The 26,931-nt window shown below is 57.9% G+C and carries 23 protein-coding genes; 13 read left to right on the top strand and 10 right to left on the bottom strand.

Annotation, left to right across the window (positions count from 1 at the left end; all coding sequences use genetic code 11):
• Positions 1 to 6 precede the first annotated feature (6 nt).
• Complete coding sequence (locus SELSP_RS11430) at positions 7 to 1,392, top strand: FAD-binding oxidoreductase (protein ID WP_006192559.1); 1,386 nt, start codon at positions 7 to 9, stop codon at positions 1,390 to 1,392.
• Positions 1,393 to 1,395: 3 nt separating this feature from the next.
• Entirely contained in the window at positions 1,396 to 2,730 is a 1,335-nt protein-coding gene (locus SELSP_RS11425) for a (Fe-S)-binding protein (RefSeq protein ID WP_006192558.1), read from the top strand.
• Between the two features lie 104 nt (positions 2,731 to 2,834).
• On the opposite strand, the gene SELSP_RS11420 is transcribed toward SELSP_RS11425, so the two are convergent.
• Complete coding sequence (locus SELSP_RS11420) at positions 2,835 to 3,458, bottom strand: IS3 family transposase (RefSeq protein ID WP_233275196.1); 624 nt, start codon at positions 3,456 to 3,458, stop codon at positions 2,835 to 2,837.
• Positions 3,459 to 3,682: 224 nt separating this feature from the next.
• Positions 3,683 to 3,985, bottom strand: coding sequence for a hypothetical protein (locus SELSP_RS11415; RefSeq protein ID WP_006192549.1), 303 nt, complete (start codon positions 3,983 to 3,985; stop codon positions 3,683 to 3,685).
• Between the two features lie 200 nt (positions 3,986 to 4,185).
• Between SELSP_RS11415 and SELSP_RS11410 the strand changes: the two genes are divergently transcribed.
• Positions 4,186 to 4,908 (top strand): vWA domain-containing protein, encoded by a 723-nt coding sequence (locus SELSP_RS11410; protein WP_013741075.1) that lies wholly within the window; start codon positions 4,186 to 4,188, stop codon positions 4,906 to 4,908.
• A gap of 66 nt (positions 4,909 to 4,974) precedes the next feature.
• Here the strand turns inward: SELSP_RS11410 and SELSP_RS11405 are convergent, their stop codons facing one another.
• The 5 genes from SELSP_RS11405 to pflB form a co-directional block, all read right to left on the bottom strand.
• On the bottom strand, positions 4,975 to 5,529 hold the full coding sequence (locus SELSP_RS11405) for a hypothetical protein (RefSeq protein WP_006192546.1): 555 nt from the start codon (positions 5,527 to 5,529) through the stop codon (positions 4,975 to 4,977).
• 46 nt (positions 5,530 to 5,575) lie between these two features.
• On the bottom strand, positions 5,576 to 6,457 hold the full coding sequence (locus tag SELSP_RS11400) for a hypothetical protein (protein ID WP_006192545.1): 882 nt from the start codon (positions 6,455 to 6,457) through the stop codon (positions 5,576 to 5,578).
• Positions 6,458 to 6,476: 19 nt separating this feature from the next.
• Positions 6,477 to 7,544, bottom strand: coding sequence for an NHL repeat-containing protein (locus SELSP_RS11395; protein WP_006192544.1), 1,068 nt, complete (start codon positions 7,542 to 7,544; stop codon positions 6,477 to 6,479).
• Between the two features lie 341 nt (positions 7,545 to 7,885).
• Complete coding sequence (gene pflA / locus SELSP_RS11390; RefSeq protein WP_006192539.1) at positions 7,886 to 8,647, bottom strand: pyruvate formate-lyase-activating protein; 762 nt, start codon at positions 8,645 to 8,647, stop codon at positions 7,886 to 7,888.
• Positions 8,634 to 10,886 carry a formate C-acetyltransferase gene (gene pflB / locus SELSP_RS11385; protein WP_006192538.1) on the bottom strand — a complete coding sequence of 751 codons (2,253 nt, stop codon included), beginning with the start codon at positions 10,884 to 10,886 and terminating at the stop codon, positions 8,634 to 8,636. Before pflB ends, pflA begins: the two co-directional genes overlap by 14 nt.
• Positions 10,887 to 11,190: 304 nt before the next feature.
• On the opposite strand from pflB, the gene SELSP_RS11380 reads away from it, so the two are divergent.
• The 3 genes from SELSP_RS11380 (at position 11,191) to rbr (ending at position 12,967) form a co-directional block, all read left to right on the top strand.
• On the top strand, positions 11,191 to 11,574 hold the full coding sequence (locus tag SELSP_RS11380; protein WP_006192536.1) for a VOC family protein: 384 nt from the start codon (positions 11,191 to 11,193) through the stop codon (positions 11,572 to 11,574).
• 158 nt (positions 11,575 to 11,732) lie between these two features.
• Positions 11,733 to 12,191 (top strand): Hsp20/alpha crystallin family protein, encoded by a 459-nt coding sequence (locus SELSP_RS11375; RefSeq protein ID WP_013741073.1) that lies wholly within the window; start codon positions 11,733 to 11,735, stop codon positions 12,189 to 12,191.
• A gap of 242 nt (positions 12,192 to 12,433) precedes the next feature.
• The gene (gene rbr, locus SELSP_RS11370; RefSeq protein WP_006192533.1) at positions 12,434 to 12,967 is read left to right on the top strand and encodes a rubrerythrin; all 534 of its coding nucleotides are present in this window, start codon (positions 12,434 to 12,436) and stop codon (positions 12,965 to 12,967) included.
• Positions 12,968 to 13,057: 90 nt separating this feature from the next.
• On the opposite strand, the gene SELSP_RS11365 is transcribed toward rbr, so the two are convergent.
• A complete protein-coding gene (locus SELSP_RS11365; protein ID WP_013741072.1) occupies positions 13,058 to 13,816 on the bottom strand; it encodes an SAM-dependent methyltransferase in 759 nt (252 codons plus the stop codon).
• Positions 13,817 to 14,075: 259 nt separating this feature from the next.
• Between SELSP_RS11365 and SELSP_RS11360 the strand changes: the two genes are divergently transcribed.
• Both SELSP_RS11360 and SELSP_RS12225 read left to right on the top strand, forming a co-directional pair.
• Positions 14,076 to 16,283, top strand: coding sequence for a PTS transporter subunit IIABC (locus SELSP_RS11360; protein ID WP_006192529.1), 2,208 nt, complete (start codon positions 14,076 to 14,078; stop codon positions 16,281 to 16,283).
• Entirely contained in the window at positions 16,270 to 16,635 is a 366-nt protein-coding gene (locus tag SELSP_RS12225; RefSeq protein ID WP_006192527.1) for a hypothetical protein, read from the top strand. Before SELSP_RS11360 ends, SELSP_RS12225 begins: the two co-directional genes overlap by 14 nt.
• A 269-nt stretch (positions 16,636 to 16,904) precedes the next feature.
• Here the strand turns inward: SELSP_RS12225 and SELSP_RS11355 are convergent, their stop codons facing one another.
• Both SELSP_RS11355 and SELSP_RS11350 read right to left on the bottom strand, forming a co-directional pair.
• Positions 16,905 to 17,930, bottom strand: coding sequence for a hypothetical protein (locus tag SELSP_RS11355; protein WP_006192525.1), 1,026 nt, complete (start codon positions 17,928 to 17,930; stop codon positions 16,905 to 16,907).
• A gap of 1 nt (position 17,931) precedes the next feature.
• On the bottom strand, positions 17,932 to 23,463 hold the full coding sequence (locus tag SELSP_RS11350; RefSeq protein WP_006192523.1) for a hypothetical protein: 5,532 nt from the start codon (positions 23,461 to 23,463) through the stop codon (positions 17,932 to 17,934).
• A 401-nt stretch (positions 23,464 to 23,864) separates the two neighbouring features.
• Here SELSP_RS11350 and SELSP_RS11345 point away from each other — a divergent pair, with 401 nt between their 5' ends.
• The 5 genes from SELSP_RS11345 to SELSP_RS12295 all read left to right on the top strand — a co-directional run bounded on the left by SELSP_RS11345 (position 23,865) and on the right by SELSP_RS12295 (position 26,889).
• On the top strand, positions 23,865 to 24,674 hold the full coding sequence (locus SELSP_RS11345; protein ID WP_169311130.1) for a zinc ribbon domain-containing protein: 810 nt from the start codon (positions 23,865 to 23,867) through the stop codon (positions 24,672 to 24,674).
• Entirely contained in the window at positions 24,671 to 25,636 is a 966-nt protein-coding gene (locus SELSP_RS11340; RefSeq protein ID WP_006192521.1) for a serine hydrolase, read from the top strand. Before SELSP_RS11345 ends, SELSP_RS11340 begins: the two co-directional genes overlap by 4 nt.
• 52 nt (positions 25,637 to 25,688) lie before the next feature.
• The gene (locus SELSP_RS11335; RefSeq protein ID WP_006192519.1) at positions 25,689 to 26,201 is read left to right on the top strand and encodes a hypothetical protein; all 513 of its coding nucleotides are present in this window, start codon (positions 25,689 to 25,691) and stop codon (positions 26,199 to 26,201) included.
• A gap of 119 nt (positions 26,202 to 26,320) precedes the next feature.
• Complete coding sequence (locus SELSP_RS11330) at positions 26,321 to 26,743, top strand: hypothetical protein (RefSeq protein WP_006192517.1); 423 nt, start codon at positions 26,321 to 26,323, stop codon at positions 26,741 to 26,743.
• A complete protein-coding gene (locus tag SELSP_RS12295; protein WP_006192516.1) occupies positions 26,740 to 26,889 on the top strand; it encodes a hypothetical protein in 150 nt (49 codons plus the stop codon). The genes SELSP_RS11330 and SELSP_RS12295 overlap by 4 nt, the downstream gene beginning before the upstream one ends.
• The last annotated feature ends 42 nt before the right edge of the window (positions 26,890 to 26,931 follow it).

Below are 26,931 nucleotides of genomic sequence, written 5' to 3'. Positions count from 1 at the left end.
CACTAAATGGAAAAGCAGCAGCTGGTAGAAGAAATGACGAAGATCGTCGGCGCGGAGAATGTTCAGTCGAAGGAAGAGGAACTTTACTCCTATTCCTATGATGCTACGCCCGGTCACATCTACATGCCGGATGTCGTCGTCAGCCCCGGCACGACGGAGGAAGTCTCGAAGGTTCTGAAGTTTGCGAACGAGCACAAGATCCCCGTCTACACGCGCGGCTCGGGCACGAACCTCTCGGCGGGCACGGCGCCTTTGAAGGGCGGCATCGTCCTCTCTATGCTCCGCTTCAAGAAGATCATCGACGTCGATCTCGAAAACCTCATCGCCGAGGTCGAGGCGGGCGTCATCGTACAGGACATCAACGACCATATCGCGCAGTTCGGCCTCATCTACCCGCCCGATCCGGGCACGGTCAAGACGGCGAGCCTCGGCGGCACGATCGCGGAGAACTCGGGCGGCCTGCGTGGACTCAAGTACGGCATCACGAAGAACTATGTGCAGGGCCTTGAAGTCGTCCTCGCGAACGGCGATGTGCTGCATACGGGCGGCAAGAACGTCAAGGATGTCTCGGGCTACGACATGACGAAGCTCTTCACAGGTTCGGAAGGCACGCTCGGCGTCGTCACGAAGGCTCTCTTGAAGCTCGTTCCCGCGCCGGAAAAGACGAAGAGCATGGTCGCGATCTTCGATACGATCGAGGATGCGGGCCGCGCTGTCTCAGGCATCATCGCCGCGAAGATCATTCCTGCGACGCTCGAAATCCTTGACAACGCGACGATCCGCACGGTCGAAGACTTCATGCACGTCGGCCTGCCGACGGACGCCGACGCAATCCTCCTCATCGAGGTCGACGGTCATCCGACAGTCGTCGAGGACGAGGCGGACAAGGTCATGAAGGTTCTGGAAGAAAACAACGCACGCGAGGTCACGCTCGCCCGTGATGCGAAGCACAAGGAACAGCTCTGGACAGCTCGCCGCATGGCGCTTCCGTGCCTTGCAAAGCTGCGCCCGACGACGTTCGTCGAAGATGCGACCGTTCCGAGGAGCAAGATTCCGGCATTCCTCGCCATCGTCAAGAAGGCGGCGAAGGATCACAACGTCACGATCGGCACGTTCGGTCATGCGGGTGACGGCAACATGCACCCGACGATCGTCTGCGACCTGCGCGACGAAGAAGAAACGAAGCGCGTCCACGAGGCGATGGATGACATCTTCCGCGGTGCGGTCGAGCTCGGCGGCACGCTCTCGGGCGAGCACGGCATCGGCCTCGGCAAGCTGCCTTGGATGGAGCTGCAGCACGGCAAGGAAGGCATGGAGGCCATGCGCCAGATCAAGCGCGCACTCGACCCGAATCTCATTCTGAACCCGGGCAAATTGATTGGAGAGTGCTGACCTATGGCTGAAGATACGAAAAAATTTACGGCGGCAGACCTGAACAAGCAAGACACATCGCTCCTCGCTGACATCGAGAACGCGATGGCAAACTGCATGAAGTGCGGCAACTGCCAAGCCGTCTGTCCGATTTACCGCGAGACCGGCAAGGAGCAGATGGTCGCACGCGGCAAGATCTCTCTGATGCAGGGCTATCTCTCGGGCAAGATTCCCATCTCGGCGGAATTTGACCACATCATGGCGATGTGCCTGAACTGCAAGAGCTGCGCAGCGAACTGCCCGTGCGGCGTCGCAGCCGACGAGCTGATCCTGCGCGGCAGGAACGCCGCTGTCAAGGCACGCGGCCTGCACCCGATCAAGAAGAACGTCTTCCGTCTCCTGCAGAACCGCCCGCTCTTCGACACCGCGCTGAAGCTCGGCGGCATGTTCGGCTGGATGACCTTCAAGGAAGTGCCGGGCAAGAACGCCGTGCAGTCGCGCCTTCCCATGCCGGGCATGGACGCGACGCGTGCGACGCCGCCGATTGCTGCGCGTCCTTTGCGCAGTCAATATCCCGAGGTCATCAAGGTGGCGAATCCCAAGTTCCGCGTCGCCTTCTTCACGGGCTGCACGATCAACTACATGTACACGGACATGGGCGACGCCGTCATCGACGTGCTCAAGGCGAACGACATCGAGGTCGTTCTGCCGTCGAAACAGCACTGCTGCGGCACGCCGATCCATGTGTCGGGCGCCTTCGACCTTGCGAACCAGCTCGCACGCAACACGATCCGCGTCTTTGAAGATCTCGATGTCGACTACATCATCGGCGCCTGCGGCTCGTGCGTAGAGGCCTTAAAACACTATCCTGAGTGGCTCAAGGACGATCCCGAATGGCGTCCTCGCGCTGAGAAGATGGCGGCGAAGGTCAGAGAGATCAGCGAACTTCTCATCGAGAAAGGCTTCCGTACGGACACCTTGAATCCTGTCCACAAGAAGGTCACGATGCACGATCCGTGCCACATGATCCGCGGTCTCGGCATCACAGAGCAGCCGCGCGAGGTCTTGAAGGCCATTCCGGGCGTAGAATTCGTCGAGATGAAAGAACACGACCGCTGCTGCGGCTGCGGCGGCTCCTTCTGCATGGCGCACTACGAACTGAGCCGTGAGATCAACGACAGGAAGTGCAACAACATCAACGCGACGGGCGCAGACCTCGTGGCGACGAGCTGCCCGAGCTGCCGCATGCACATCACGGACGGTATCGTGCACAACAACATGCCGCAGGTCGTCTACCACCCGATCCAGATTCTCGCTGAATCGTATCGCGGCGCAAAAAAACGCACGGAAATTGCATAAGCTACACTACTTAATGAAAGTGGTAAAGAATCCCCCTTGCCGAAATGGACTGCTCCCTGCTAAGCGGACAAGAAAATAAACCACTGTCGTAGAATTACGCTGATTTATGCGGTTTTGCTCCATATTTCGTATGGAGTAAGACCGCTTTTCAGTTGTATGCGCTCATAGTTGTAAAAGTGTATATATTGTGCTACAGTTTCCTCTAACTCCTTCCTTGATCCAAACTTCATCCGATGTAAGCATTCCGACTTCAGCGTTCCAAAGAAATTTTCCATCGAAGCATTGTCATACGGGCAGCCACGCTTTGACATTGACGGCGTGAAGTGGTATTCTTGACTTAGGTCGTAATACGCTTGGGAAGAGTACTGCGAGCCTTGGTCGCTGTGGAGGATTAGTCCATTAGCGACCATTTCCTTTTGTAAGGCGTCACGCACGGTGTCCGTAACGAGTGAAGCTGTCATATCTGTGCCGATGCGCCATCCCAGCACCATTTTGCCGCATTGATCAATGACGGCGCACAGATAGCACATGCCATGTGCCGTCGGTATATACGTGATATCTGTTGCCCAAAATTGATTTGGGCGCTCCGGATTGAATTGCCGCTTTAACAAGTTTTCATAGCGATGTGCCGCGTCTTTGTAATGCGTATATGGACGACGACGGCGAATTTGTGCGAGAGCATCGATTTTGCGCATGACACGCAAAACACGCTTTCGATTTACGTGAATCCCCGTATGTTTTCGAAGCCATTTGCAGACGCGACGATAGCCGTATGTGAAATGTGTTTATTCCTGACAGGTCAAGATTTGTTGCTCCAGCCAGGCATCTGCATGTGATTCCTGCATTCGATATCGCCAGTCGTAGTAACCGCTGCGCGATACTTCCAGAATCCGGCACAAAGCGACAACCGGATAGACGTTACGCAACCGCTCAATAACACGATATTTGACGCTCACCTCCTTCCAACCTCGCAAAGAAAATTTCGCAGGACATCGACCTTCATACGGAGTTCGATTACTTCGTTTTGTAAAGAGGTGCGCTCATCGATTGCTTGTTTGCGTGGGCGCCCTTTCGGACGAGGAATATATCCGGCTTTCCTTAAGCGATCTTTACGCCGTTGGCGTTTTATGAATCCCTTGATTTGCTCTTTGGTCAATCCATAGATTTCACCAATTTGCCGATGTGTTTTTCCTTCTGTCTTGAGACGGAAGATTTCATCGGATAACTGCTCAATTTTTGTATATTGTCTTGGCATAACGAATCCCTCCTGTTGTAGTTCTTATTCTACAACAGGAGGGATTTTTATTCACTGTCCGTATTTTGGGGTGCAGTCCAGCAGAATGTCTGCGGCGGGGGATTTTCTCACCAGTCTGTTATATAAGGCAGTACCGCTTCAAAGGAAAATGCGCTATAATGAAAACAGTGAAGACTGTAGGAAAAGAGGAGGTCTTGAACATGTGGAAAAAATGGACGCTTTCCTTTCTCGCGCTTGCACTTTGTGCATTCTTGGGAGCTGCCGTACCCGCCGAAGCGGCGGACAAGGAGAAGCCCGCGCGCGTGGAACTCGTGATGGTGCTCGACAAGAGCGGCTCGATGTCGGGGCTGGAGTCGGATACGATCGGCGGCTTCAATTCGATGATCGAGAAGGAGAAGAAGCTCGATGCGAAGGTCAATGTCACGACAGTTCTCTTCAACGACAAGGTCGATACGATCTATAACCGCGAAGACATCCGTCGCATCAAGCCGCTGACGGATATGGAGTACGAGGTCGGCGGCACGACGGCGCTTTTGGACGCCGTAGGCTCGACGATCCTCAAGGTCGCGCGCACGGAGGGCATCGAGAACAAGGATACGAAGGTCGTCTTCGTCATCATCACGGATGGCCTGGAGAACGCCAGCGAGGAGTTCACGCGCGAGAAGATCAAAGAGATGATTTCCGACAAGCAGGAGAAGGCAGGCTGGGATTTCATCTACCTCGGCGCAAACATTGATGCGGAGAAGGAAGCGGCAAATATCGGCGTCAACAAGAAGAACGCCGTGACCTACCGCAACACGAAATCGGGCGTGCGCAGGAACTTCGACGCCGTCAGCGCCTATGTAGCGGAAGCCGTAGCCGATCCGAGCGCCGAGAGCGGCAGCTGGAAAGAGCATGTGGAAAAGGACGAGACGCAGGACTGATGCGCTCGCAGAAAAGCCCCGAAGCCATCGCGCGATGGCTTCGGGGCTTTTATCTTGCTGTATGCCCTATCTCGTCCGCTTCTCACGCAGCCAGATCGAGCGGATGCCGGGGCTGTGCTCCTTGCAGATGTAGAAGGCGAGCGTGGCGTCTGCGCTGTCGTAGAAATAACCGCAGACGGGCGGCGCATTGTGACTGCATTCGGGCTTGGGGATATAGCCGTAGACGGCGTTGAGGTCCTCAAGCGTGCTGTCCAGATGGATGCCGCTCGGCGTTTCGATCATCTGCGCCTCGGCGGACGGCCTTTCGTTGTACTTGTTCACGTTGTTCACGCCGAGGTGCACGCCAATGACGCGGCAGGCGTCGCCTTCATCGCGGTACTGCACGGAGAGGGAATCGCCGTAGTCACAAGCGAAGATGTGGACGGTCGTGCCGCCCCACTTCGTCACGCCGTCCGCGACGTGATCGCCTTCGCCGTAGACGTCCTCGACCTCCTCTCTCGTATCGCCGAGACGGATGCCGCCGAGCTCCATCTCCTCGTCTGCGAGCCCTGCTGCACCGCCTGCGGCGGGAAGAAGGAGGAGCGCGAAGAGCAGCGCGAGGAAGAATGCTCTGATTTTCATAGGGAAGCTCCTTTCTTATTGCCGCAGATCGGCTCGATGGCGCTGCCTACTTCGCCGCGTCCTTGACGTATGCGGGCGAGATCGAATCCTCTGCGGTAAATCCAGAAGCCGTTGTCAGCTGCCATGCGGAGAAGGCGAAGACGGCGAGCGCGAGGACGGCGAAGACGGTGGCGAGGATCAGCTTCTTGCCGCGCTCTCCCGCATCACTCTTCTGCCTGAGGATGAAGAAGAGGACGGCGAGCGCGAGGGAGACGATGGCGACTGCAGCGGTCAGAATGATGTGCGGCTTGTTCCACAGACGGAATTCCGCTTGGATGTGCTTGTCGCCGCCTGCAGTGAGCGTCGGAGCGAGATCCCAGCGCAGCGTCTTTCCGCCGTCTTCCGTGCGGTCCGCATTGTGCTTTTCGGGTGCTCCAGGAAGCGTCAGGCAGAACTCGTAATGGATCTGATCGAGGAAGCCCTTCATCATGGCGGCAGCCGCAGGATCGTCGCCATCGGCATCATTTCCTGTTTCACTAGGGCCTGCGTAGAGATCGAGTGCGTAGGCGTCGTAGAACCACGTCTTCTTTTGCTGGATGCCCGCCGCCTTGCCGTCACGGCGCGTGAAGAGGTCGCCGCCCTTTTCGGCGAGCGTCTTCATGTCGGGGTATTCCGAAGTGCTCTCGAAACCCGTCTTGTCGCCTTCGCTGATTTCTTTGACGACAGCGGCAGAGTCTTTCTTCTTCATCTCATTCGTCGCTTCGATGATCGCCTCCTTGAGGAAATCCGTGCCGAGAAGCCGCGTCTTCAAGGCGGCGGAGCCGTCGGCGCGGATCGTGAGGTTCGCCTCGCCCTTGAAGCATCCTGTCATGAAGACTGTAATGAGCAGGAGGCAGAGGACGGACACGAGCGTCCGCGCTCTTTCCCAAGCGAATTTTTTTGCTGACACGGAAGCGCCCCCTTCGTTATCAGAGGTCGATGCGGTAGATGTTCGCGTCCGTCTCGTGATCAATGAAGTAGATGTGGTTCTCATCATCGACTGCGGCACCAGCGGGCTCAATGTTTTTGCCGTCGATCTTCAGCTCGACGTCGCCGACATACTTGCCGTCCTTCTTGTTGAATACGCGCAGGAAGCCTCTATCGTAGAACACGACGTAGTCCTTCGTCGCGATGGATTGACGCTCGGAAATCTTGCGCTTTTCCGCCGAGTCGGGGATCCCTTCGTTGCACTCGAAGGTGCGGATCTTCTTGCCGTCCGGTCCGTACATGTGCAGAGGCTTGGTCCACTTTCCGCTGTCCCCGCCATGCGTGGCGAGCGTCGTGATGTAGAAGCCGTCTTTATCTGCGCAGGCGAGGAACGAATTTTTCTCTGCACTTGCATCCTTGGCATCTTGGAGTTTGGCAAACTCATCTTTCGGGAGCACGGACTTCATGTCTTTCGTGCCGTCCTTGGAGATCGTGCCGGCCATGATGCCGCTGTTTGATACAAAAGTGCCGCTCGTATAGGCGGTCTTCTCGCCGAAAATGGCGCGTATGACGGCCGCGTCCTTATTGCTAAAGTTCGATACGGCGTTGCCGTCATAGACGCCGATGTTGTCGTCCTTCTTGGTTATGAAATAGATGTTTGTGCCATCTGAAGTGATCGGCTCATTTTCTACATTGCCGAGATCTTCCACCGAGGTGATGGCGCCATTCTCGAGGTTCATTTTCTGCAGATGGAATTCCTTGCTTGCGGCGACGAAACTGATGCCGTATATGGCGTTCTTCGTCACGGCGAGGTTGGAATGGAAGCCTTGAAGCTTCTCGGGGAGCGCCGCACCCTTGTACTCGTAGAGCGGCACGTCCTTGTCGCCAAGCTTGAGCTGGGCGACGACTTCCTTCGGCGCGTCAGGGCCGAGGCTCTTGCTGCCGAGCATGCCGCCGCCCGAGCCGTCGGAGCCGCCTGAGCCCCCTGAACCACCGCAGCCCGTGAGGAGCGCGCCGCAAAGGAGCGCCGTGCTTACGACCGTGAGGAGTTTCTTCCAAGATGTCTTCATGCTCTTCTTCCCCTTTCTTTGTTAAACCTTGACGAATCCTAGTTTTTTTATATCTTTTCTACAAAGATAGCATAAAATCCTTTCGTACAATCTGCAGAAAATTTAAAAAACAGGTAAAATATAGATAAGAATACGAAAAGAGAACTATATAAACTACACGCACAAACGTCCACTTTGTGGACAAAAGTGCGCCGCCCTTACATGGAAGAGCCAATCAGTCTGCGCCTACGGCTTGACTTCTTGGACTTTCATGGTAAATTATTAAAAATGCCAAAACGGGGGATTCGCTGCAAGCAAAACTCCCTGACGCAGCAGCGAAAAGCTGCGGCGGCAGGGAGCGCCTACTTCTTTCGCCAGCCCTGATAGTCGGCGACGCCGAGGATTTCTTCGGCGCGTCGGATGTCATCGGTACGCGGCTCGCGCGTCTCGGGCAGCGGATAGGGGATATGGAGTTTTTCATACTTCGCTCGCGCCATGGCATGATAGGGCAGAACCTCGAAGCGCTCGATGTTGCCGAGGCTTCGGGCGAAGCGTGCGAGGCGGTTGAGCGAAAGCGCGTCGTCCGTAAGGCCGGGCACGAGGACGTGGCGCAGCCATACGGGCTTCTTTTCTTTGGCCAGATAGCGTGCGAAGTCTAGGATATTCTCGTTTCGCCTGCCCGTGAGCGCTTCGTGCTTCTCGGGATCGATGTGCTTGATGTCGAGAAGCACGAGGTCGCTTGCGGCGATGGCGCGAAGGACGGCGTCGTCCGTGCGTGAGAAGGGTTCGCCCGCCGTGTCAAGGCAGGTGGAGACGCCCGCCTCTTTTGCGAGGCGGAAAAGCCCCGCGACGAAGTCCGCCTGCACGAGCGGTTCGCCGCCCGAGACGGTGATGCCGCCGCCGCCCTTCCAATAAGGGCGAAAGCGCAGCGCGGCGGCGAGCACGGCTTCGGCGCTCTTCTCCTCCGCCCCCGCAGCGCCCCATGTCTCGGGGTTGTGGCAGTAGAGGCAGCGCAGGCGGCAGCCCGCGAGAAAGACGATGTAGCGAAGGCCGGGGCCGTCGACCGAGCCAAAGCTCTCGACGGAGCGGATGCGGCCGAGCGGCACGCCGTCACATGGCCTCATGGAAGGTGCGTGCGATGACGTCCAGCTGCTGCTCGCGCGTGAGGCTGATGAACTTCACGGCGTAGCCCGAGACGCGGATCGTGAAGTTCTGATATTCTTCCTTCTCGGGGTGGTCGACGGCGTCGAGCAATTTCGCGCGGTCGAAGACGTTGACGTTGAGGTGGTGCGCTCCCTGCGTGAAGTAGCCGTCGAGCACGCGCACGAGCTGATCGATGCGCTCCTCTTCCGTGTGTCCGAGCGATTCGGGCGTCATGCTCTGCGTGTTGGAGATGCCGTCGAGCGCCCACTCGTAGGGCAGCTTCGTGACGGAGTTCAAGGAGGCGAGCAGCCCCGACTTTTCCGCACCGTAGCTCGGATTTGCGCCGGGCGCGAGCGGTGTCCATGCCTTCCTTCCGTCGGGCATGGCGCCCGTATACTTGCCGTAGACGACGTTCGAGGTGATCGTGAGGATCGAGGTCGTCGGCTCGGAGTTGCGGTAGGTGTGGCGGGCACGAACCTTCTCGATGAAGGTTTTGAGGAGCCAGCGCGCGATGTCGTCGGCGCGGTCGTCGTCGTTGCCGTAGCGCGGGAAGTCGCCCTCGACCTCGTAGTCGACGACGTAGCCGCGTTCGCTGTAGACGGGACGCACGCGCGCATACTTGATGGCGGCGAGCGAATCGACGACGTGCGAGAAGCCCGCGATGCCCGTCGCGAAGGTGCGGCGCACGTCGGTGTCGATGAGCGCCATTTCCGCCGCTTCGTAATAATATTTGTCGTGCATGTACTGGATGAGGTTCAGCGCGTTCACATAGACGGAGGCGAGCCATTCCATCATGCGGCTGAACTTCGCCAGCACATCGTCATAGTCAAGCACGTCCGCGCGCACGGGCGCGAAAGCCGGCGCTATCTGCTCGCCCGTCTTCTCGTCGATGCCGCCGTTGATGGCGTAGAGCAGGCACTTCGCGAGGTTGGCGCGCGCGCCGAAGAACTGCATTTCCTTGCCCGTCTGCGTGGCGGAGACGCAGCAGCAGATCGAATAGTCGTCACCCCACGCAGGCTTCATCACATCGTCGTTCTCGTACTGGATGGAACTCGTGTCGATGGAGATCTTCGCCGCATAGCGCTTGAACGATTCAGGCAGAGCCTCGGAGTAGAGCACCGTGAGGTTCGGCTCGGGCGCAGGACCCATGTTTTCAAGCGTGTGCAGGAAGCGGAAATCGTTCTTCGTGACCATGGAGCGCCCGTCCATGCCGATGCCCGCGACTTCGAGGGTCGCCCAAACGGGATCGCCCGAGAACAGCTCGTTGTAGCTCGTGATGCGCGCGAACTTCACCATGCGGAACTTCATGACGAGGTGATCGATCAGCTCCTGCGCTTCAGCTTCCGTGAGCCTGCCTTCCTTCATGTCGCGCTCGATGTAGATGTCGAGGAAGGTCGAGATGCGCCCGACGCTCATCGCCGCGCCGTTCTGCGTCTTGATGGCGGCGAGGTAGCCGAAGTAGAGCCACTGCACGGCCTCCTGCGCCGTCCGAGCTGGACGCGAGATGTCGAAGCCGTAGATCGCCGCCATCTCCTTCATGCCGCCGAGCGCACGGATCTGCTCGGCCACTTCCTCGCGCAGGCGGATGACGTCGTCGGACATGACGCCGTCCGAACCGATTTCCGCATGGTCGGCCTTCTTCGCCTCGATGAGGCGGTCGATGCCGTAGAGCGCGACGCGGCGGTAGTCGCCGACGATGCGCCCGCGGCCATAGGTGTCGGGCAGCCCCGTGATGATGTGGCTGTGGCGCGCGCGGCGAATCTCCGGCGTGTAGGCGTCGAAGACCGCCTGGTTGTGCGTCTTGTGGTACTTCGTGAAGATTTCGTGCAGACGCTCGCTCGGTTCGTAGCCGTAGTTCCTGCACGACTCTTCCGCCATCTTGATGCCGCCGTAGGGCATGAAGGCACGCTTCAACGGCTTGTCCGTCTGCAGGCCGACGATTCGTTCCAGATCTTTGAGCGATTCGTCGATATATCCCGCGCCGTGCGAGGTCAGTCCCGAGACGATGTCCGTGTCCATGTCGAGCACGCCGCCCTTCCGGCGCTCGGCACGCTGCAGCTCCTGCAGCTTCTGCCAGAGGCGGTTTGTCGCCTCCGTCGGCGCGGCGAGGAAATCTTCTGCGCCGTCATAGGGCGTGTAGTTCCTCTGCACGAAGTCGCGAACATTGATCTCCTCCTGCCAAAGTCCGCCGTTGAATCCCTGCCACTCTGCCTTGGTCATTGGAAAACCTCCCGTCTGCGCTGCCCGCTTTCCTGCGGCAGCCGCATGTCCGTGTTACATCCTACATTCTAAGCATACTATAACGGGAATTTTCGCGCAAATACATTTTATACACAATTCCATAAATATCATTTATTCATTAGATTGTGAGAGAACCTTGCGGGATTATCAAGGAGGATAGAAAATACAGGGATTTTCATGGCTTCGCCATTCTTCTAAATGTAAAGCGACAGATATTCCCTTCGATAAGACTCTATGATAGAATAAATATAAGTAATTCATCTGACAGAAGGGAGAAGATCGAATGAACATCAAGCACATCGACCACATCGTTATCACGACGCAGGATCTCGAACAATGCCTTGCCTTCTACGAAGGCGTGCTCGGCATGGAGCATCGCGAAAGGGACGGCCGCCATGCGCTACATTTCGGCAATGCGAAGTTCAACATCCATGTGCAAAAGGGCGAGTTCCAGCCTGCCGCAAAGCATCCGACCTGTGGCAGTCTTGACCTCTGTCTGATTGCTGACGGCTCGATTGACGACATCCGGCGCGAGCTTGAGGCGAAGGGCGCACCCATCGAACTCGGCATCGTCGAGCGCACAGGCGCAAAAGGGCACATCGACAGTATCTATCTGCGCGATCCCGACGGTAATCTCGTGGAAATCAGCGTGTATTCGCAGGGATAAGCGACGGTAAAACTTTTTCTTTTTGACCTATTGACTTTTTGACTTTTATGCGTATAATAAGAATCGGAAGGTGAGCAAAGAATACCTTCGGTAATGAAAACAATGAACGACGGCACAGAGAGCCGTGCCGCCGCATGAATTTCAAGGAGTTGATTGCTATGTTTGGACTGGTACCTTTTGCCGGACGTCATGATCTCGCGGAGCGCAGCAGCGCGAATCCGTTCGCACTCTTCGACGCGATGCGCGACTCTTTCTTCCGCGACGGCTTTCCCGCCGCGAACTGGGGCGCTGCCGCCTTCAAGGTGGACGTCAAGGAGATGGACGATCATTACGAGCTGACCGCCGATCTGCCGGGCATGAAGAAGGAGGATGTCGCTCTGCACTATGAGAACGGCTATCTGACCGTTGCCGCCTCGCGCGACGAGTCGAAGGACGAGAAGGATGAGGCGGGCAACTACATCCGCCGCGAGCGCCACACGGGCGAGGTCAGCCGCTCGTTCTACATCGACGGCATCGACGAAGCGAACATCCACGCGGAATTCAAGGACGGCGTGCTGCAGGTGAAGCTGCCGAAAGCAGCGGGCGAGCCTCAGCGCAAGCAGATTGAGATCCACTGACGCGGGATCTGCACCCGAACGATAAAAAAGGAGCTGCATCGAAGAGATTTTTCGGTGCGGCTTCTTTTTATGGATGAATCAGGAGCTTTTCCATGCGCCTGCGTCCAAAGGTAGCCTGTGCAACAAAATAAGGCAAACGAGAATCATTCATATTAAACAAATAGGGATTGACGGTATTTGCCGTCAGTGTTATGATACAGGAAAATCCATATCTACGAACTATTCTATGAGGAGGAATTGCCATGGAATTGAAGGGTTCACAGACCGAAAAGAATCTTTGGGCGGCATTTGCCGGTGAGTCGCAGGCCTATACGAAGTATGGCTACTATGCATCGCGTGCGAAGAAGGACGGCTTCGAGCAAATCTCGGCGCTTTTCACGGAGACTTCGGGCAACGAGAAGGAGCATGCGAAGATCTGGTTCAAGCTCGTCGCGGGCATCGGCACGACAGCGGAGAACCTTGAGGCGGCCGCTGACGGCGAGCACGAGGAATGGACGTCGATGTATCCCGAGTTTGCCAAGGTCGCAAGGGAAGAGGGCTTCACGAAGATCGCGAATCTCTTCGAGGCCGTCGCAAAGATCGAGAAGGAGCACGAGGAGCGCTATCGACTGCTGCTCGCAAACGTCAAGGATGAGAAGGTCTTCAAGAAGGATGAGAAGATCATCTGGCAGTGCCGCAACTGCGGCTACGTCTGCGAATCGCCGCAGGCGCCGCAGGTCTGTCCCGTCTGCGCCCATCCGCAGGCGTATTTTGAACAGCTCAAGAAGAATTATTGATTCAGCGCGTCCTGCAAATAGAAAAGCGGGGCTGCTGCACGAAATGGACGTGCAGCAGCCCCGCTTTTTAGCTGTATGATCGCGCGCCGACTATACCCGCGTGCTGAAGTTTGCCACATAGCCGAGCTGGGCGGCGTGGTCGTGGAAGAAGTCGAACATCGTCGTGAACATGTCGCGGTTCTCCTTCTTCATGGCGTTCGTCATGATCTTCAGCGCGCCCTTCGCGCCCTCATCGTGCAGGATGCCCGGCGGGTCGAGGAGCGTCATATCGCCGTGCTTCTGCTCCGTACGGAAGGCATGCTTCTCGATCGTTTCCTTCCATCCCGCAAGCGTCAGCGGCTCGACGTGGACGTTGATCGCTTTGGAAAGCCCGGCCATAAGCTCGTGCTGCACCTTCGGGTCTTCCTCGCGGAAGACGACGTCGTGCGTCAGAAGGACGCCGCCGGGCTTCAGGACGCGCGAATACTCCTTGAGTGCGCGCCCCTTGTCCGCACCGATGAGCATCGTGAGCATCGCCTCGTTGATGACGACATCGAAGCTCGCATCCTCGAAGGGAAGCGCGAAAGCGCTGCCGCTGACGACGGAGAGCTTGTCTTCGAGCTTCTTTTTCTTGATATTTTCACGCGCTTTTTCGAGCGCCGCCTCATCGAGGTCTATGCCGACGACTTCGCAGCCGTACCGCTCGGCGACGAGGATCATCGTCGTCCCCATGTTGCACGCAACTTCAAGAACTTTGGACGACGGCTGAATCTTCGCCTTCTCCAAGAGCCAGTTCGTCGCGTCGATGCCGCCCGGGCGCAGCTTCGTCTTCCCCATTCTCGCCAAAAAGGTATGTCCTGCTTCACGCATGATCGTCATCTCCTTTATCTGATAGGCAGTTACTTTTATTGATTCTCATTATAGTAAATAAAAGACAAAAAGTCAACACTTTTCCCATTGAATTTATCGGGATTTATACAAAGAGAGAAATCGTTGACAATATTCTCATTTATCGCCCTGCGCCTTTACAAGATTCCTTCTGCTGCGGTATAATCGAAACGTAATATTTCTTCGGTCGGGGAGGTATGGATGAATCCAGCAATTCCCCAGAAAGGAGGTTTTCGTTGTCATGAAAGACGAAATTTTCGGCGTACTCCAGCGTGTCGGGCGCAGCTTCATGCTGCCCGTCGCCATCCTGCCGATCGCCGGCATACTCTTAGGTCTCGGCGCGTCGTTCACGAACGCCACGACCATCGAGACGTACGGCCTTACCGCCCTTCTCGGTGCAGGAACGCCGCTTCACGCGCTTCTCTCCATCATGGCGAGCGCGGGCAGCACGATCTTCGGCAACCTGCCGATCATCTTCGCCGTCGGCGTCGCCATCGGCATGGCGAAGGCGGAGAAGGAAGTCGCGGCGCTTTCTGCCATGATTGCCTTCTTCGTCATGCACACGGCGTGCAACGCCATGCTGAAGATCGGCGGGCAGATCCTCGCGGACGGCACGATCGCGCCCACGGTGCTCGAAGGCACGATTGCGCCGAGCTGCGGCATCCTGTCGTTTCAGATGGGTGTCTTCGGCGGCATCATCGTCGGCATTGGCGTCGCTTGGCTGCACAACAAGTACCACAAGATCGTGCTGCCGAACGCGCTGTCGTTCTTCGGTGGCTCACGCTTCGTGCCCATCATCTCGACGATCGTCTTCCTCTTCGTCGGCATCGCCATGTACTTTGTCTGGCCGCTCGCACAGCAGGGCATCTTCGCGCTCGGCGGCCTCGTGACGGGCACGGGCTACATCGGCACGCTGATCTTCGGCATCATCAAGCGCGCTCTGATCCCCTTCGGCCTGCACCACGTCTTCTATCTGCCGTTCTGGCAGACGGGCGTCGGCGGCTCGATGATGATCGACGGCCAGCTCGTCCAAGGCGGTCAGAACATCTTCTTCGCCCAGCTCGCTTCGCCCGATGTCACGCATTTCAGCTCGGATGCGACGCGCTACTTCTCGGGCGAGTTCATCTTCATGATCTTCGGCCTGCCGGGCGCGGCGCTTGCCATGTACCGCTGTGCGCGTCCCGAAAAGCAGAAGGTCGCGGGCGGCCTTCTGCTCTCGGCGGCTCTGACCTCGATGCTCACGGGCATCACCGAGCCGATTGAGTTCTCCTTCCTCTTCGTCGCACCCGCGCTCTTCGCCGTGCAGGTCGCGCTCGCAGGCGCCGCCTACATGATCGCGCACATCCTCAACATCGCCGTCGGTCTGACGTTCTCGGGCGGCCTCCTCGATCTCTTCATCTTCGGCATCCTGCAGGGCGAGGCGAAGACGGGCTGGATGTATATCATCCCGGTCGGCGTCGTCTACTTTTTCCTCTACTACTTCATCTTCTCGTGGATGATCCGCCACTTCGACTTCAAGACGCCGGGCCGCGAGGACGACGACGAGGAGACGAAGCTCTACTCGAAGGCTGACTACCAGGCACAGCAAGGCGCGGCGGGGGCAGCGTCCGGCGCAGGAGCAGCCGATGCCAAGAGCGCGGCGATCGCGCGCGGACTCGGCAGCAAGAGGAACATCACTTCCGTCGACTGCTGCGCGACGCGCCTTCGCTGCTCGGTCGCAGATTCCTCGCTCGTCAACGAGAAGCTCCTGAAGGCGACGGGCGCCGTCGGCGTCATCGTCAAGGGCACGGGCGTGCAGGTCATCTACGGCCCGCAGGTCGCCGTCATCAAGTCGAATCTTGAAACGTACCTCGAAACAGCGCCCGACGTCGAGCCGGAAGCGACGGACGCTGCAGAGCCGACGGAAAAGGACACAGAAAAATCCTCTGCGACAAACGTGTCTGAGGAAAACGCCTCGGCGCAGGAGTCGGGCGCGCAGGAAGCGTCTGCCGGTGAAACTAGCGCGCATACGCTCTTCACTCCTGTCGCAGGCGAGGTGCATCCGATCGAGGAAGCGCCCGACGAGGCATTCGCGGGCAAGATGATGGGCGACGGCTACTTCGTCTACCCGACGGAAGAAACGGTCTACGCGCCCGAGGACGGCGAAGTCGTCTTCGTCTTCGACACGAAGCACGCGATCGGCATGAAGACCGCCGACGGCACGGAGTATCTGCTGCACATCGGCGTCGACACCGTCGCGCTCGGCGGGCAGGGCTTCGAGGTCTTCGTCGAAGGCGGCCAGAAGGTCAAGAAGGGAGACCGCCTCATGACCTTCGACGACGCCTACATCAAGGAGCATGCGAAGTCCGACGCCTGCCTCGTCATCTTCACAGGACTCGGCGAAGGAAGAGCCGTAAGCCTCACGAAGACGGGCGCGGTCAAGGCGCTCGACGAGGTTGGCAGCTGCTGAACCAAATCGGAAAGATTCGCTGAAAGAAAATGGATGCCGAGCGCGCCTTTCGCTGGCGCGCTTGACATCCATGCACGAAAAATCTATAATGACAAAAGAAAGAGTGACTGGCGTTTTGGGTGCGTCGGTCTCTCCTGTTAAGATTTTTGTCTTGAAAGAAGAACCGCCGCAACCGCGCAGCGGTTCTTTTTTCTACTTACAGAGCAAGCAGATGAAAAGTGATGTCCACTGCCAGCGCAAGCGCTGCAATGAGGATCGACAGCTTTTCATAAAGCGTCACGCACATCACCTCCTCACACGGAGGAGAACCGACGGTTCGCCAGTCACTGAAACAATTATAAGGAAGCGCTGATAAAATGAGGTCGCCCAGATTTGCACAGATGCGCTGTATCTATAGCGGTCAACGTCAGCCAATCATGCGACGCGCTTCGCGCTTGCATTCTTGGGACGTTTTCGCATACGAGCCGTTGCCCAATCGCCTGCGTCCTTCGGACTTGGCTCTTGGACGGCTCAGCAAGGAGACAAACCGCAGGCGTAGCGGTGCTACGTCGAGGATTTGGCGACGACGAGAGGACAGTGCAGATGTGCGAAGATGGGTGGCTGAATTTATCAGTGATTCCATCATACAAGCCTCTCCACAACGCCAAAGGGAACTTCCCGGATATGTGCGAGATGATTCCTCGCTTCCTTGAGCAGGAGGAGCTCTTCTACATCCGCGGACGGGAGCTTGATTTCCCCGACTGCCGCCTTGTGCGAGAGTACGCCGATTTCGACCTCTTCGGGCACGAGGTTCATGGTGCGAAGCGCGTCGCGGCATTTTTCGATGTAGGCTTGACGCCGATCTTCGATGGCGGGGAACACGGTCTTGACCTGCGCCTTCCAGATCCGACGCGTCAGATCTTCATAGAGCGCGTCGAGCGCGAAGGGACTGCCGTCGCTTCGCACTTCTTCCTCGGCGATCCGTTCGAGCGTCTCGCGCGGGTGGCGCAGGAAATCCATGCCGCGCCGGCTGCAGGCGGCGCACAGTTCCATATCCTCGGCGCAGACGGTGGCGGCGAGCGTAGCGAGGTAGGGCTTGAGGCGCCGCTGCCCGACGCTGCCTGCCGCCGCCAGCGTAGCGAAGGCGAAGCGGTCGAATTCGTTGACCTCATCGGAAAAGGCGTGATATACGATGCCCTTGCAGCCGCGTCCTACGCCGAAGTCCTCGGAGAAGGCGAGGAGGAACGAGGGCGTCGCCGCCCCCTTTTTCGCAAAGCCGTAATAGGCGTGGATGAATTCTGTCCACGCACGCGCCTTGGCCGCATCCTGAATATCGATCCACACGATCGCCTTGTGCAGCACGAGCCCTTCCGCCTCGGCGAGGAACTGCGCATGGGATTTGCCTGCGCGGTAGGCGAGGCGCTTTTCTTCCATGCAGTAATGCTCAAGAAGGTAGGCGCCCGGCTCTTCGGCGGGGCAGGCGAGACGCTTCAGCGAGCGGTCGGGCAGGAAGGCGATGCGCTCTTCGACGAGCACGGGAAGAAATTCGCGCCACGGGACATCTTTCCCCAGCACGAGAACCATGCTCTTTTCCTCGCGAACCGCGTCGACGATCTCCTGCACGTAGCGGGTGGCATTGGGGACGCTGCCCCACCAGATCCTTTCCATGTCAATCCTCCATATAGGTGAGAAGTTCGTTCTCCAAATGCTCCTTGCTGCCCATGAGCTGGAAGAAGTTGTAGCGTGCGAAGAGGTAGCGTCCGCCCGCCGTCAGACGGAAGATGTTCAGTTCGCGCAGCTCTTCCATCAGGGCGTGCACGTTCTCAAGCGAAAGCACTTCCATCTTCTTGATGCCGTAGTCCTTCCCGCGTTTAAGAAGATCCTTGGGCAGGCAGCCCTCGGAATTCTCCCCGTCGTGGTAGAGATCCGCCATGAGGATGGCGAGGATGTGATAATAGCAGTCCTCGTCGACGCGCAGGGTGATGTCGAACTTGTTGTAGATGTCCTGCATGAAATCGGCTTCCGCCAAAACCTTCTTGATGTGTTTCTCGTTGATCTCGTAGGGCGGCGTGTTCGCCTCCTCATATCCCGCATAGTCCTTCTTCATGGCTTCGAGCAGCTTGTAGCAGTAAAGCTGGATGAGTCCCGGGAAGTAATTTGTCGTCGCGAGGATCGTCGAGACGAGCGCCTGCTTCTCTTCGGAGAAGCGCAGGCCGAGGCACGCGAGCGGGACTTCGAGAAGCTCTCTCGCCTCCGTGGCGCTGAACGGGCGCACGGTGTACGACTTCAGATGCGCGAGGACGCTGTTCTTGCTCAGCGCCTCCTTGTCGAAGCGCACGACATTCCGCAGGCCGGCGATGACGAACTTGAAGCGCTCCTGTCCGATGGTCTGAATGTTCTTGAGCTCTTCGAAGGGGCGGTAATCGACCGCCTTGCAGCTCTCGATGAAGGCGTCGGCCTCGTCGATGAGCAGCAGCAGGTAGGGAATCCGCTCGCTCGTTTCATTGAGGCGCAGGCGGATGGCGCGCGCCAGTTCCGTCCAATCGCGCGTCTCAAAATCCGCCGCGAGGATCTTGCTGTCGGCGAACTCGCGCGATATGCGCAGCGCCGCCTCCTCGACATTGCAGCTCTTGACGTCGACCATCAGGGCGCGGCTGCCGTCACCCATGCGGTTGACCGTGTACTCCGCCATGCGCAGGAGCGCTGACTTTCCGAGCTGCCGGCCGCCGTAGACGATGTTCTCGCCCTGCGGGTTGACGATCTTGTCGAGCGCTTCCTTGCGCCCCATGAACATCTCGGGCGGCATCGCATTCGCCGCATTCGGGATATAGGGCTGGTAGAAGGCGTACGGCATCGTGATGGAGAGCGTCATGCGGTTGATCTTCGTCTCCGCATAGTGTTCCGCGAGATAGCCGATCACCACGCGGTCGATGACGGCGAAGCAGCATTCGGGGATCTCAAGCTTCGTCTTGCGCGCCAGACGGTTGCGCTGATCCTTCTGCAGCGCATAGTCGAGGAAGACGAGCGTGGGCTTTGCCGTGCCGATCTCCTTGAAGCGGTCGATCAATGCGTCGGCGTCGAACTTGCCGTAGAGGCAGATGACGCGGAACGGCGTCTGTGTCGCCCTCGATCCGAAGGCAGCGAAGGGATGCGCGTAGTTGCGCCGCCCCCCTGCGGCTTCTTCGAGGAGCACCTCGTAGTTTTCCGTCTTGCCGATGGGCGAAAGCGCCTTTACGGAGGCAACGGAGAAGCCGAGGCCGCGCAGAAGCTCCTTGATCATGGCGCTCTGATTCGCGCCTCTGCCCGATTTCGGCCATGCGTTGAGAAGCGCTTCGCCGCCGCGCGTCTCCTTGTTGCGTCCGCGCAGGTGCACGACAGAGGACAGCGTACGGCTCGACCCGTACACCTTGTTGTAGCTGCTGTCATAGAAACGCAGGAAGTCCCGCAGTTCGTCGGTCTGCAGGGATTCGAGCGGCGAGTCGTCCGCATCCTCGCCGAAGCGGTGCAGCATATCTTCAGTTACGGTGTAGTTCTTGATGTCGATCATGCGGCGGATCTTCTCGATCTTCGCCTCACGGCGCTCGCTCTCCTCCTCGTCAGCTGCGGGCGGCAGAGCCGTCTGCAGCTTGTCCAACTCGGTTCGAAGAGCCTTGCCGCGATGCTCTGCATCGTCGTCGATCTTCTTCTTGAACGCCTCGACGATGGCGGCAAAAAAGCCGTAGTCGAGGTTTTCCTGACAACGCACGAACCAGACTTCCACCGTCTCAAGGATCTTTTCCTTCTTGTCCTCGATGGCCGATTCGATCTGCCCGTAGCTCTGTGCAAGCTCCAAGCTCTCGATGAATTCCTTCTTCACGCGCCGAGCATGGGCGATGATGCTGTCCGGCTCCATGCGTTCGATCATGGCACGCACCTCGGGCGCGGGCGGCTCTCCTGTCGCATCGAGATACGAGACGATGAGCCGAGCCGAGCCGAGGTCGTCGCTCCCATCGAGAATCTCCTGCAGGCGCACGGCGAAGGCGGGCTTTTCCGCTGCAAAATGCTGCTCGATGCGCCGCAGGGGGAAGAAATTTTCGAGGTCGCCGACAGGCTGCGTGACACGCGGCAAAAAGTCCTCGTCGAGCAGCACGTACGGCGTCCGCAGGAAGTCGGCGTAGAAGAAGCGCTGCTCCTTCTCCTCGTAGTCGCCGCGCAGACGACGCACGATCTCGCCGATCGTATGGGAAAGAACCTGCCGCTCCCACGCGGGAAGAGCTGTCTCTTGGATGGACTCCTGCGCCTTTTCCAGCTGTTCGAGGAGCCTCCCGTGCATCTTGCGGTAGGCGGGCAGGCTACTGTTCATCTCGTCAATGCCGAGCGCATCCGAGCACTTCACCCACTGCGTCAGCAGGACGGCAATCTTTTCGAGGCGCTTCTGCAAGGAACTGCGATAGTTGCCGATGAGCCTGTCCGAGCGCCTTTGGAGGAGGACGAGACTGCCCGCCCTGTGCCAGCAGTCGTCGATCAGACGATTGATCTTGTCCATGCTGACGTTCTGCATTTCAAAAGGAGGAGCACCCTCCTCGGGATCTTGCAGAAATGCTTCTGCGACATAGTCGCGGACGAGATCGAACATCTCCCTTTCCCCTTCAGCAACAGAATGCAAGGCGTTGGCAAGATTGCCGTCGGGAGCGAAGATCAGTTTCTGCGTCTCGATGAAGCGGCGGTTGCTGCCAGTTTCCGTGATATGACCGTGAACGAACCTACCCTCATATTCCCGCGCCTTCGTCTGCAGATCCTTCAAATGTCCTTCCATGCGGCTCTTGTCCTTAAGCCGGTAGTCGGCATACTTGTCCGCGCCGCTCTGCGCTTCCGTCTTGAATTGCATGAGGGTGTAGAGCGCGTCACTGAGTCCTGCGGCTTCCTTGAGCAAGTCGAAGCTCTTCGCCGTGCCGAGGAGGCTCTGCATCCCATAGTCATAAGACGTATGATCGAGATAGAAGTTCCAGAGCATGGCAGAGACGGCCAATCCTTCATGCGGTTCGCCCATGCTCTGCGTGAAATAGACGTCCGTGAGAACATCGGAGGAGTAACGGACTTTTTGCAGCGGTGCAAAGAGCGCGTAGGCAAGCTCCTGATTCAGCTGCTTCCACAAATCCGGCGCGAAGTGCGCCGCAGCATGAAGGTACGCCGAGGCACTGGCGAAATCGCCGCATTCCAGCATCGCATGGAGATTCTGCTCGACGGATATGCCTTTCATGATCGCGCTCGCGCCGGGGAGTGCAGCGGCTTTGGCAGGGGCAGAAGCTGCTTCTTCGGCAGACGGCTCTCCGACTGGCGGAATCGCGACAGTCGGCATCTCCTGTGCAGCCGATGCCGCATCTTCCGCCATCGGCCGTGCCGTCGTCGACTCCGTCGCCGTCGGCTGCATCGGCTCGGCGGCGATCGTCGCTGCGTCAGCCGTCGGCGTCTCCGTCACGAGTTGCACCCGCGCCGATGCGGCTTCCATCGTCGGCATTTCTCCTGAAGCCGCGCCTTCGCCTAAAGCCTCTTCGTCGCCCGCTCCTCTCGCATCCGCCGAGGCGCTTTTCGGCTCCTGCAGACTGTCCGCCGTCGTTTCCTCTTTCGGCGCATTCTTTTCTATCGAGGCGTTTCCCGCACCTTCCGCGCGAACCTTCGCTTCATCGGCGCTCGTCTCTTGCCACACATCTTCTTCCCAGACATACGTTCCTGCGATCTTCAGCGCACTCTCGCAGTGCTCTTCAAGGAAGGCGCGAATTTCCTCAATATGCTGTGCATCCGCACCCAGAAGGTACAGGGCGCTCTCGGGAGCTTTCCTGCGTGCCGCCCGCACCTTTTCCAACCACTTGACGGTCGGCGGTGCAGCCACGAAAATGTAGTGATCTTCCCTGAGAGCCGTGCGTGATGTCAGGAGGAAGTAACCCTCAGCGCCGCACCAGTTCGTCCCTCCTTTGTGCAGCGCTCCTTTCCGCCGATCCGAGTGGAGGCAGCCCTGCTCATGAAGCAGGTCGGACAGAGCCTCCAGCGCCAACGGATCGATCGTCTTCTCAAGCGGCTGCGGCGGCTTTTTCTTCCAATGCAGGAGGCGCAGGACTTCCTTGGCGCTCAGTTCGGGATAAAGGCTTGCAGGGACATCGTACATGTCGGGGAGATCGCGAAAATGCAGCAGACGCAGGAAGCCGCGCTCTACCATGTCGGCGAGTACGGAGTGCGCGAGCGCGTCGTTCTTTTTCGCCTCCGCTTCAATCCATGAGGCGGTGAACATCGTTTCAATGCCCGCGAGCATCGAAAGGATGCGCAGGTAGCCGATGGCAGCAGTGCCCTGCTTCAGATAGTTTTTGATGGTCTTTGCCGTAGGCTTCTTCTCCGCAGAATGGTCTTCAATTTCGAGCAAGGGGTGCTCGGTCGCATATTTTTCTCGGATGCGCTCGAAAAGCGTAGTGGCAATGCGTTCGTCCTGCGCTTCTTTTGCCGATACGTCTGCGGCAAAAGAGGCGGCACGGACAGGCGCTCCATCTTCCTCAGCGGCGTGGGGGGTATCCTCTTTTCGGGCTGCTTTGCCATGCGCTTTTGGCACATCTGCTTCTTCCGCAGTCAACGTCGCAGGCGCCGATTCTTCCTGCTCATGCAGCAGCAGCGGCGGATCGCCCGTCGCTGCTGCGATGACCAGCTTCTCGGGAAAACGCGCGAGCTTCCTCCCGTACTGTAGGAGTTTGCTCTCTGGCTTCATCGGCTTCTCTTGCTGAAAGGCTTCCATGAGGAGCTTGATGTCCCGAAGCAGGTCGGGCTTCTTCCTGCCAAGGGCGTCTGCTTCGAGCGACGGGCAGCTTGCTCTCAGCGTCTCGATGGCAGACTGGCACTCTTCATCTTCCGAATACAGCCTTTGCAGCAGCGCCAGCGCCTCGCGTCCCGCCTCGTTCGCGCACTTCTCCTCGTAGGCGGAGAGCGCCCGCCGCCAATCGGCGATGGCAAACGAAGCGGGAGCCGCGTCAAGAGCCGCTCCCTTCGCTGCGAGTTCGGTGCGCATAGCGGATATTTCTTTCAGGCTGTCCCTGAGCGCCCCCATGGCATCTTCTTCGGGCAGTGCCTTTTGCTCGACGTCTTCGAGTAAAAGACGCATTTCCTGTGCAGCGTCTTCGAGACGCCTTTCCGCATCATTCAACAGTTCATACAGGGATTTCACATCGACACAGTTTTCCATTCTCCCACCTCGCCAACAAGGAAAATCTTCGGAATCTTTTCTATATTGGAAGTCTACCATGAAACCCCAAGAAGTCAAGCCGTAGGCGCAGACTGATTGGCCGGTTTCATGTAAGGGCGGCGCACAATGTCCACAAAGTGGACGTTTGTGCGTGTAGCTTACCATATATGCATCCGTTTGTATATGAATTCTCATTTTTTGCCATGTGTCAAGATGCACTCCGTGGAGAAATAAATGGAGGAATTAATCAATGACCGTATATTTCGACAGAAGATTGCCGCTCCTTGCAGGATAATGAACTAGGCACAGAGAATTCTAATGCTATGAAATAGGGCAGATATCGAAGGAAGATGCTGCGGAGGAAAAGCCTCTCTTTGGGGGCGGGAAGGGAATCGGAGGAGATGACGATGAGATATTGCACGAATTGCGGCGCAGAGCTGCCTGAGGGAACGCAGCTTTGCCGAAACTGCGGTCACGGTGTAAACTTGGCAAAACCGTCGGGCGGTGCGCAGACGGTTTCGCCGCCCATCGGACTGCAGGGAAATCGGACGGGTGCTCAGCAGGGAAATGCAGCGCAAGGAGGTCCGGCATGGAGGCAAGGCTCAGGGATGCCGCCCGGAACGCCGCAGCAAGCACAGTCCGGCGGGACGTCAGGCAAGACGGGCCTCCTGATTGGCTGCGGCGTCCTCCTCGTCATCGGCTTCTTCCTGCTCGTCGTCGGCGGTGTCGGCTACTATCTCTACAGCACGGACCGTGATGAGGCGAAGTCTGCTGTACCGCCGCAGCAGCAGACGCAGCCCGCAGCGCAAGGGAAGGGCGCGAGGCAAAGCAGCGCCGAATGGAACGATCTCGTGCGCGAGAAGGATGAAATCGACATCGCCATCGGCGAAATCGCGAACCGCGCGAACCAGCACTTGAAAAACTATCCGGACTTTCGCAATGCGCCCGGACTGATCAATGATGCGAGGGCCGTCCTGGAGCGGGCGCGCAAGGCGGAGAGTCGCGCGGCTTCGCTCCGCGGCGCTGATCCGGCGGGGTGCAATGCGCTGCGCTCCCTCTTTGCGGTGGAGGTACATCGTGCGCAGGGACTCTACAAGGGGATGGTCGACAGCTCGAACGGCGGTGACTACAGCTACGGCTTCAGCGAGGGTACGACCGCTTCCTATGCGTTTGATCAGGCAAACGCGGACTTCGACAGACTCTACCGATGAATGCGAGAGACAGGAAGGCAGTCCTCGCCCTCGTCCTCCTTGCGCTCGGTTTTATGTTCTTCCTGCTGCTCCTTGCCGGCGGATTGTGGCTGCTCCTGCGCGAGTCGGACAACGAGATGCCGTCGCCTGTGCCAGGCACGGAAGAACGACGCTTGCCCGAGGCAGAGACGCCGCAGCGAACCGAGGAGGGGCGTCGCGCTCTCGTCGACGAGGTGCGTCGGCTTGCCGCGCGCGGCGGCGCGAAGTTCACCGTCTATCTAGCCGATCCGGATGATGGAAATGCGCCGCTGATTAGAGACGCGGATGAGATGCGCGCAGCGAGCATGATCAAGGTATTCATTCTCGCCTGTGCCATGGAGAAGGTCAAGGCGGGAGAACTGCATCTCGACGACGTGCTGCGGCTTGAAGAGGTCGACAAGGTAGGCGGTGCTGGCGTGATCACAGGCTATCGTGCGGGCACGGTGTTTTCCGTGGAGGAACTTTTGCGTCAGATGATTGCCGAGAGCGACAACACAGCGACGAACATGATGATCGACCGCCTCGGTATGACGGAGATCAATGGCTATATGAGGGCGCACGGCTACGATGCATCTCGACTGCAGCGCAAGATGATGGATGATGCGGCCGTGAAAGAAGGGCGCGAGAACATTACATCGGCGAAGGATCTTGGCACGTTCTTCTTGAGGCTCTATCGCTCGGAATGTGTGGGCGAGCCATACGACGGTAAGATGCGCGACATGCTCTTCGCCCAGACCGACCGCGAGTGCTTCCCGCAAGCCTTGCCCGGCGCACGCATCGCGCATAAGACGGGCGAGCTCGACCGTCTCTACGCAGACGGCGGCATCCTCTACGGCGAGGATGGACGCGCGGTGATCCTCGTCATTTTGGCAGACGATATAGAGAGGCGCGGCAGGGCGATCGAAATGATGCGCGAGATTGCGAGGCGCGTGATGCAGAAGTGAATTTCCAGTAGGTGTAAGATTCCAATAGAGTTCAAATTGGGGAGGTATCTTTATGAAACGCATTCTGACCATGATACTTTTTGTCGTCTGCTGCTTTCTTTGCAGTACGGCATGGGCGAGCGGCTATCCTGACTATTTGAATGGAGATCGCAATTTCCTGCTTTGCGGCGGACACATGGGAGTGGGCTGGTATGTCGACAAAAGTTCCCTCGTCGTGCAGCAGTACAACCCGCCTGTCTATCAGATTGCCGTCAACGTGCTGACAGTCGAGGATGCAGATCGCGGCAATACTGCGCCGTACCGGGTGGATACGGAGGAATTCCTCTATAACTGGGATGAGCGTGCGATGTACCGCTGGGGAGAAAAAAGCTCTGCATGGCACTATGTCCCGCCTGTCGGCTCCATGGCGGAAACAGGGCATCACTTCGCGGGCGAGATGGCATTTTACATCGCTTACCACATGAAGTTCTACGGCGGCAGGAAATGGTACGATTCGCATATGGGAAGGTATGCGTCGCCGAATTTCTCTGATGGACTTTATGCAGTTGTCGACGGCTCGGAATGAAGGGACAGCGGGAGTCTGAATTGCTTCCTATGGGCAGGGCAGACTCCCGTTTGGGTTTTTATTGCAGGGAAAATCAAAGAGAGACAGAAAGATGTTGTTTTTAGTGGAGGAGGATTTTTATGCAAAGCATAAAGAAATGGTCTGCCATTCTGGCACTGTCGGGAATGTTTTTTGTATTAGGCATGCCTTTTGCGGTACAGGAGAAAGATTTCGGCTGCAAAATGGCGGAAGCGTATCGAGGTATGACGAAGGAAGAAACAACCGATTATATCATGAACGCAATGTCCGGGACGTGGTACAACGATGTGGATGGTTCGGAAATCAAGGTCAGCGGGCGCTACTTCAACGGCTGCTATGTGAAGAATATGGAAATCACCGGAGGGCGTATTACCTATGCGACGGGATACATTGACGTTGTGGAAACGGCCGGATTGCGCAGAATCTATATGTCATGGCTTTGCAAGGATCTTTACGAAGGAGGGGCGGTTCCTGTTGAAAAAGCGTTTCTCGACATCAAAGGGGTGGGGCGGTACCATCGATGACCATCGCCAAATTGTTGGAGATGAGCCAGCTGCCATTTGAACAGGAAAGGTGGGAGAGCGCCTGCACGAACGAGGAGAAGTTCGGCGCGATGTCGGGCTTCTTGTACCCTGTCATGCAGAGCGAGTGGTGCGAGGAGCGGCGCTGAAGGCAGTTTCTCGCGGTTTGCCGGATGTGGTATAATAAGGGC

It is taken from the genome of Selenomonas sputigena ATCC 35185 (assembly GCF_000208405.1).
In the GTDB taxonomy this organism is placed as follows: Bacteria; Bacillota; Negativicutes; order Selenomonadales; family Selenomonadaceae; genus Selenomonas; species Selenomonas sputigena.
The sequence above is the reverse complement of the archived record's forward strand: the minus strand, read 5'-3'. Positions and strand labels throughout refer to the sequence as shown.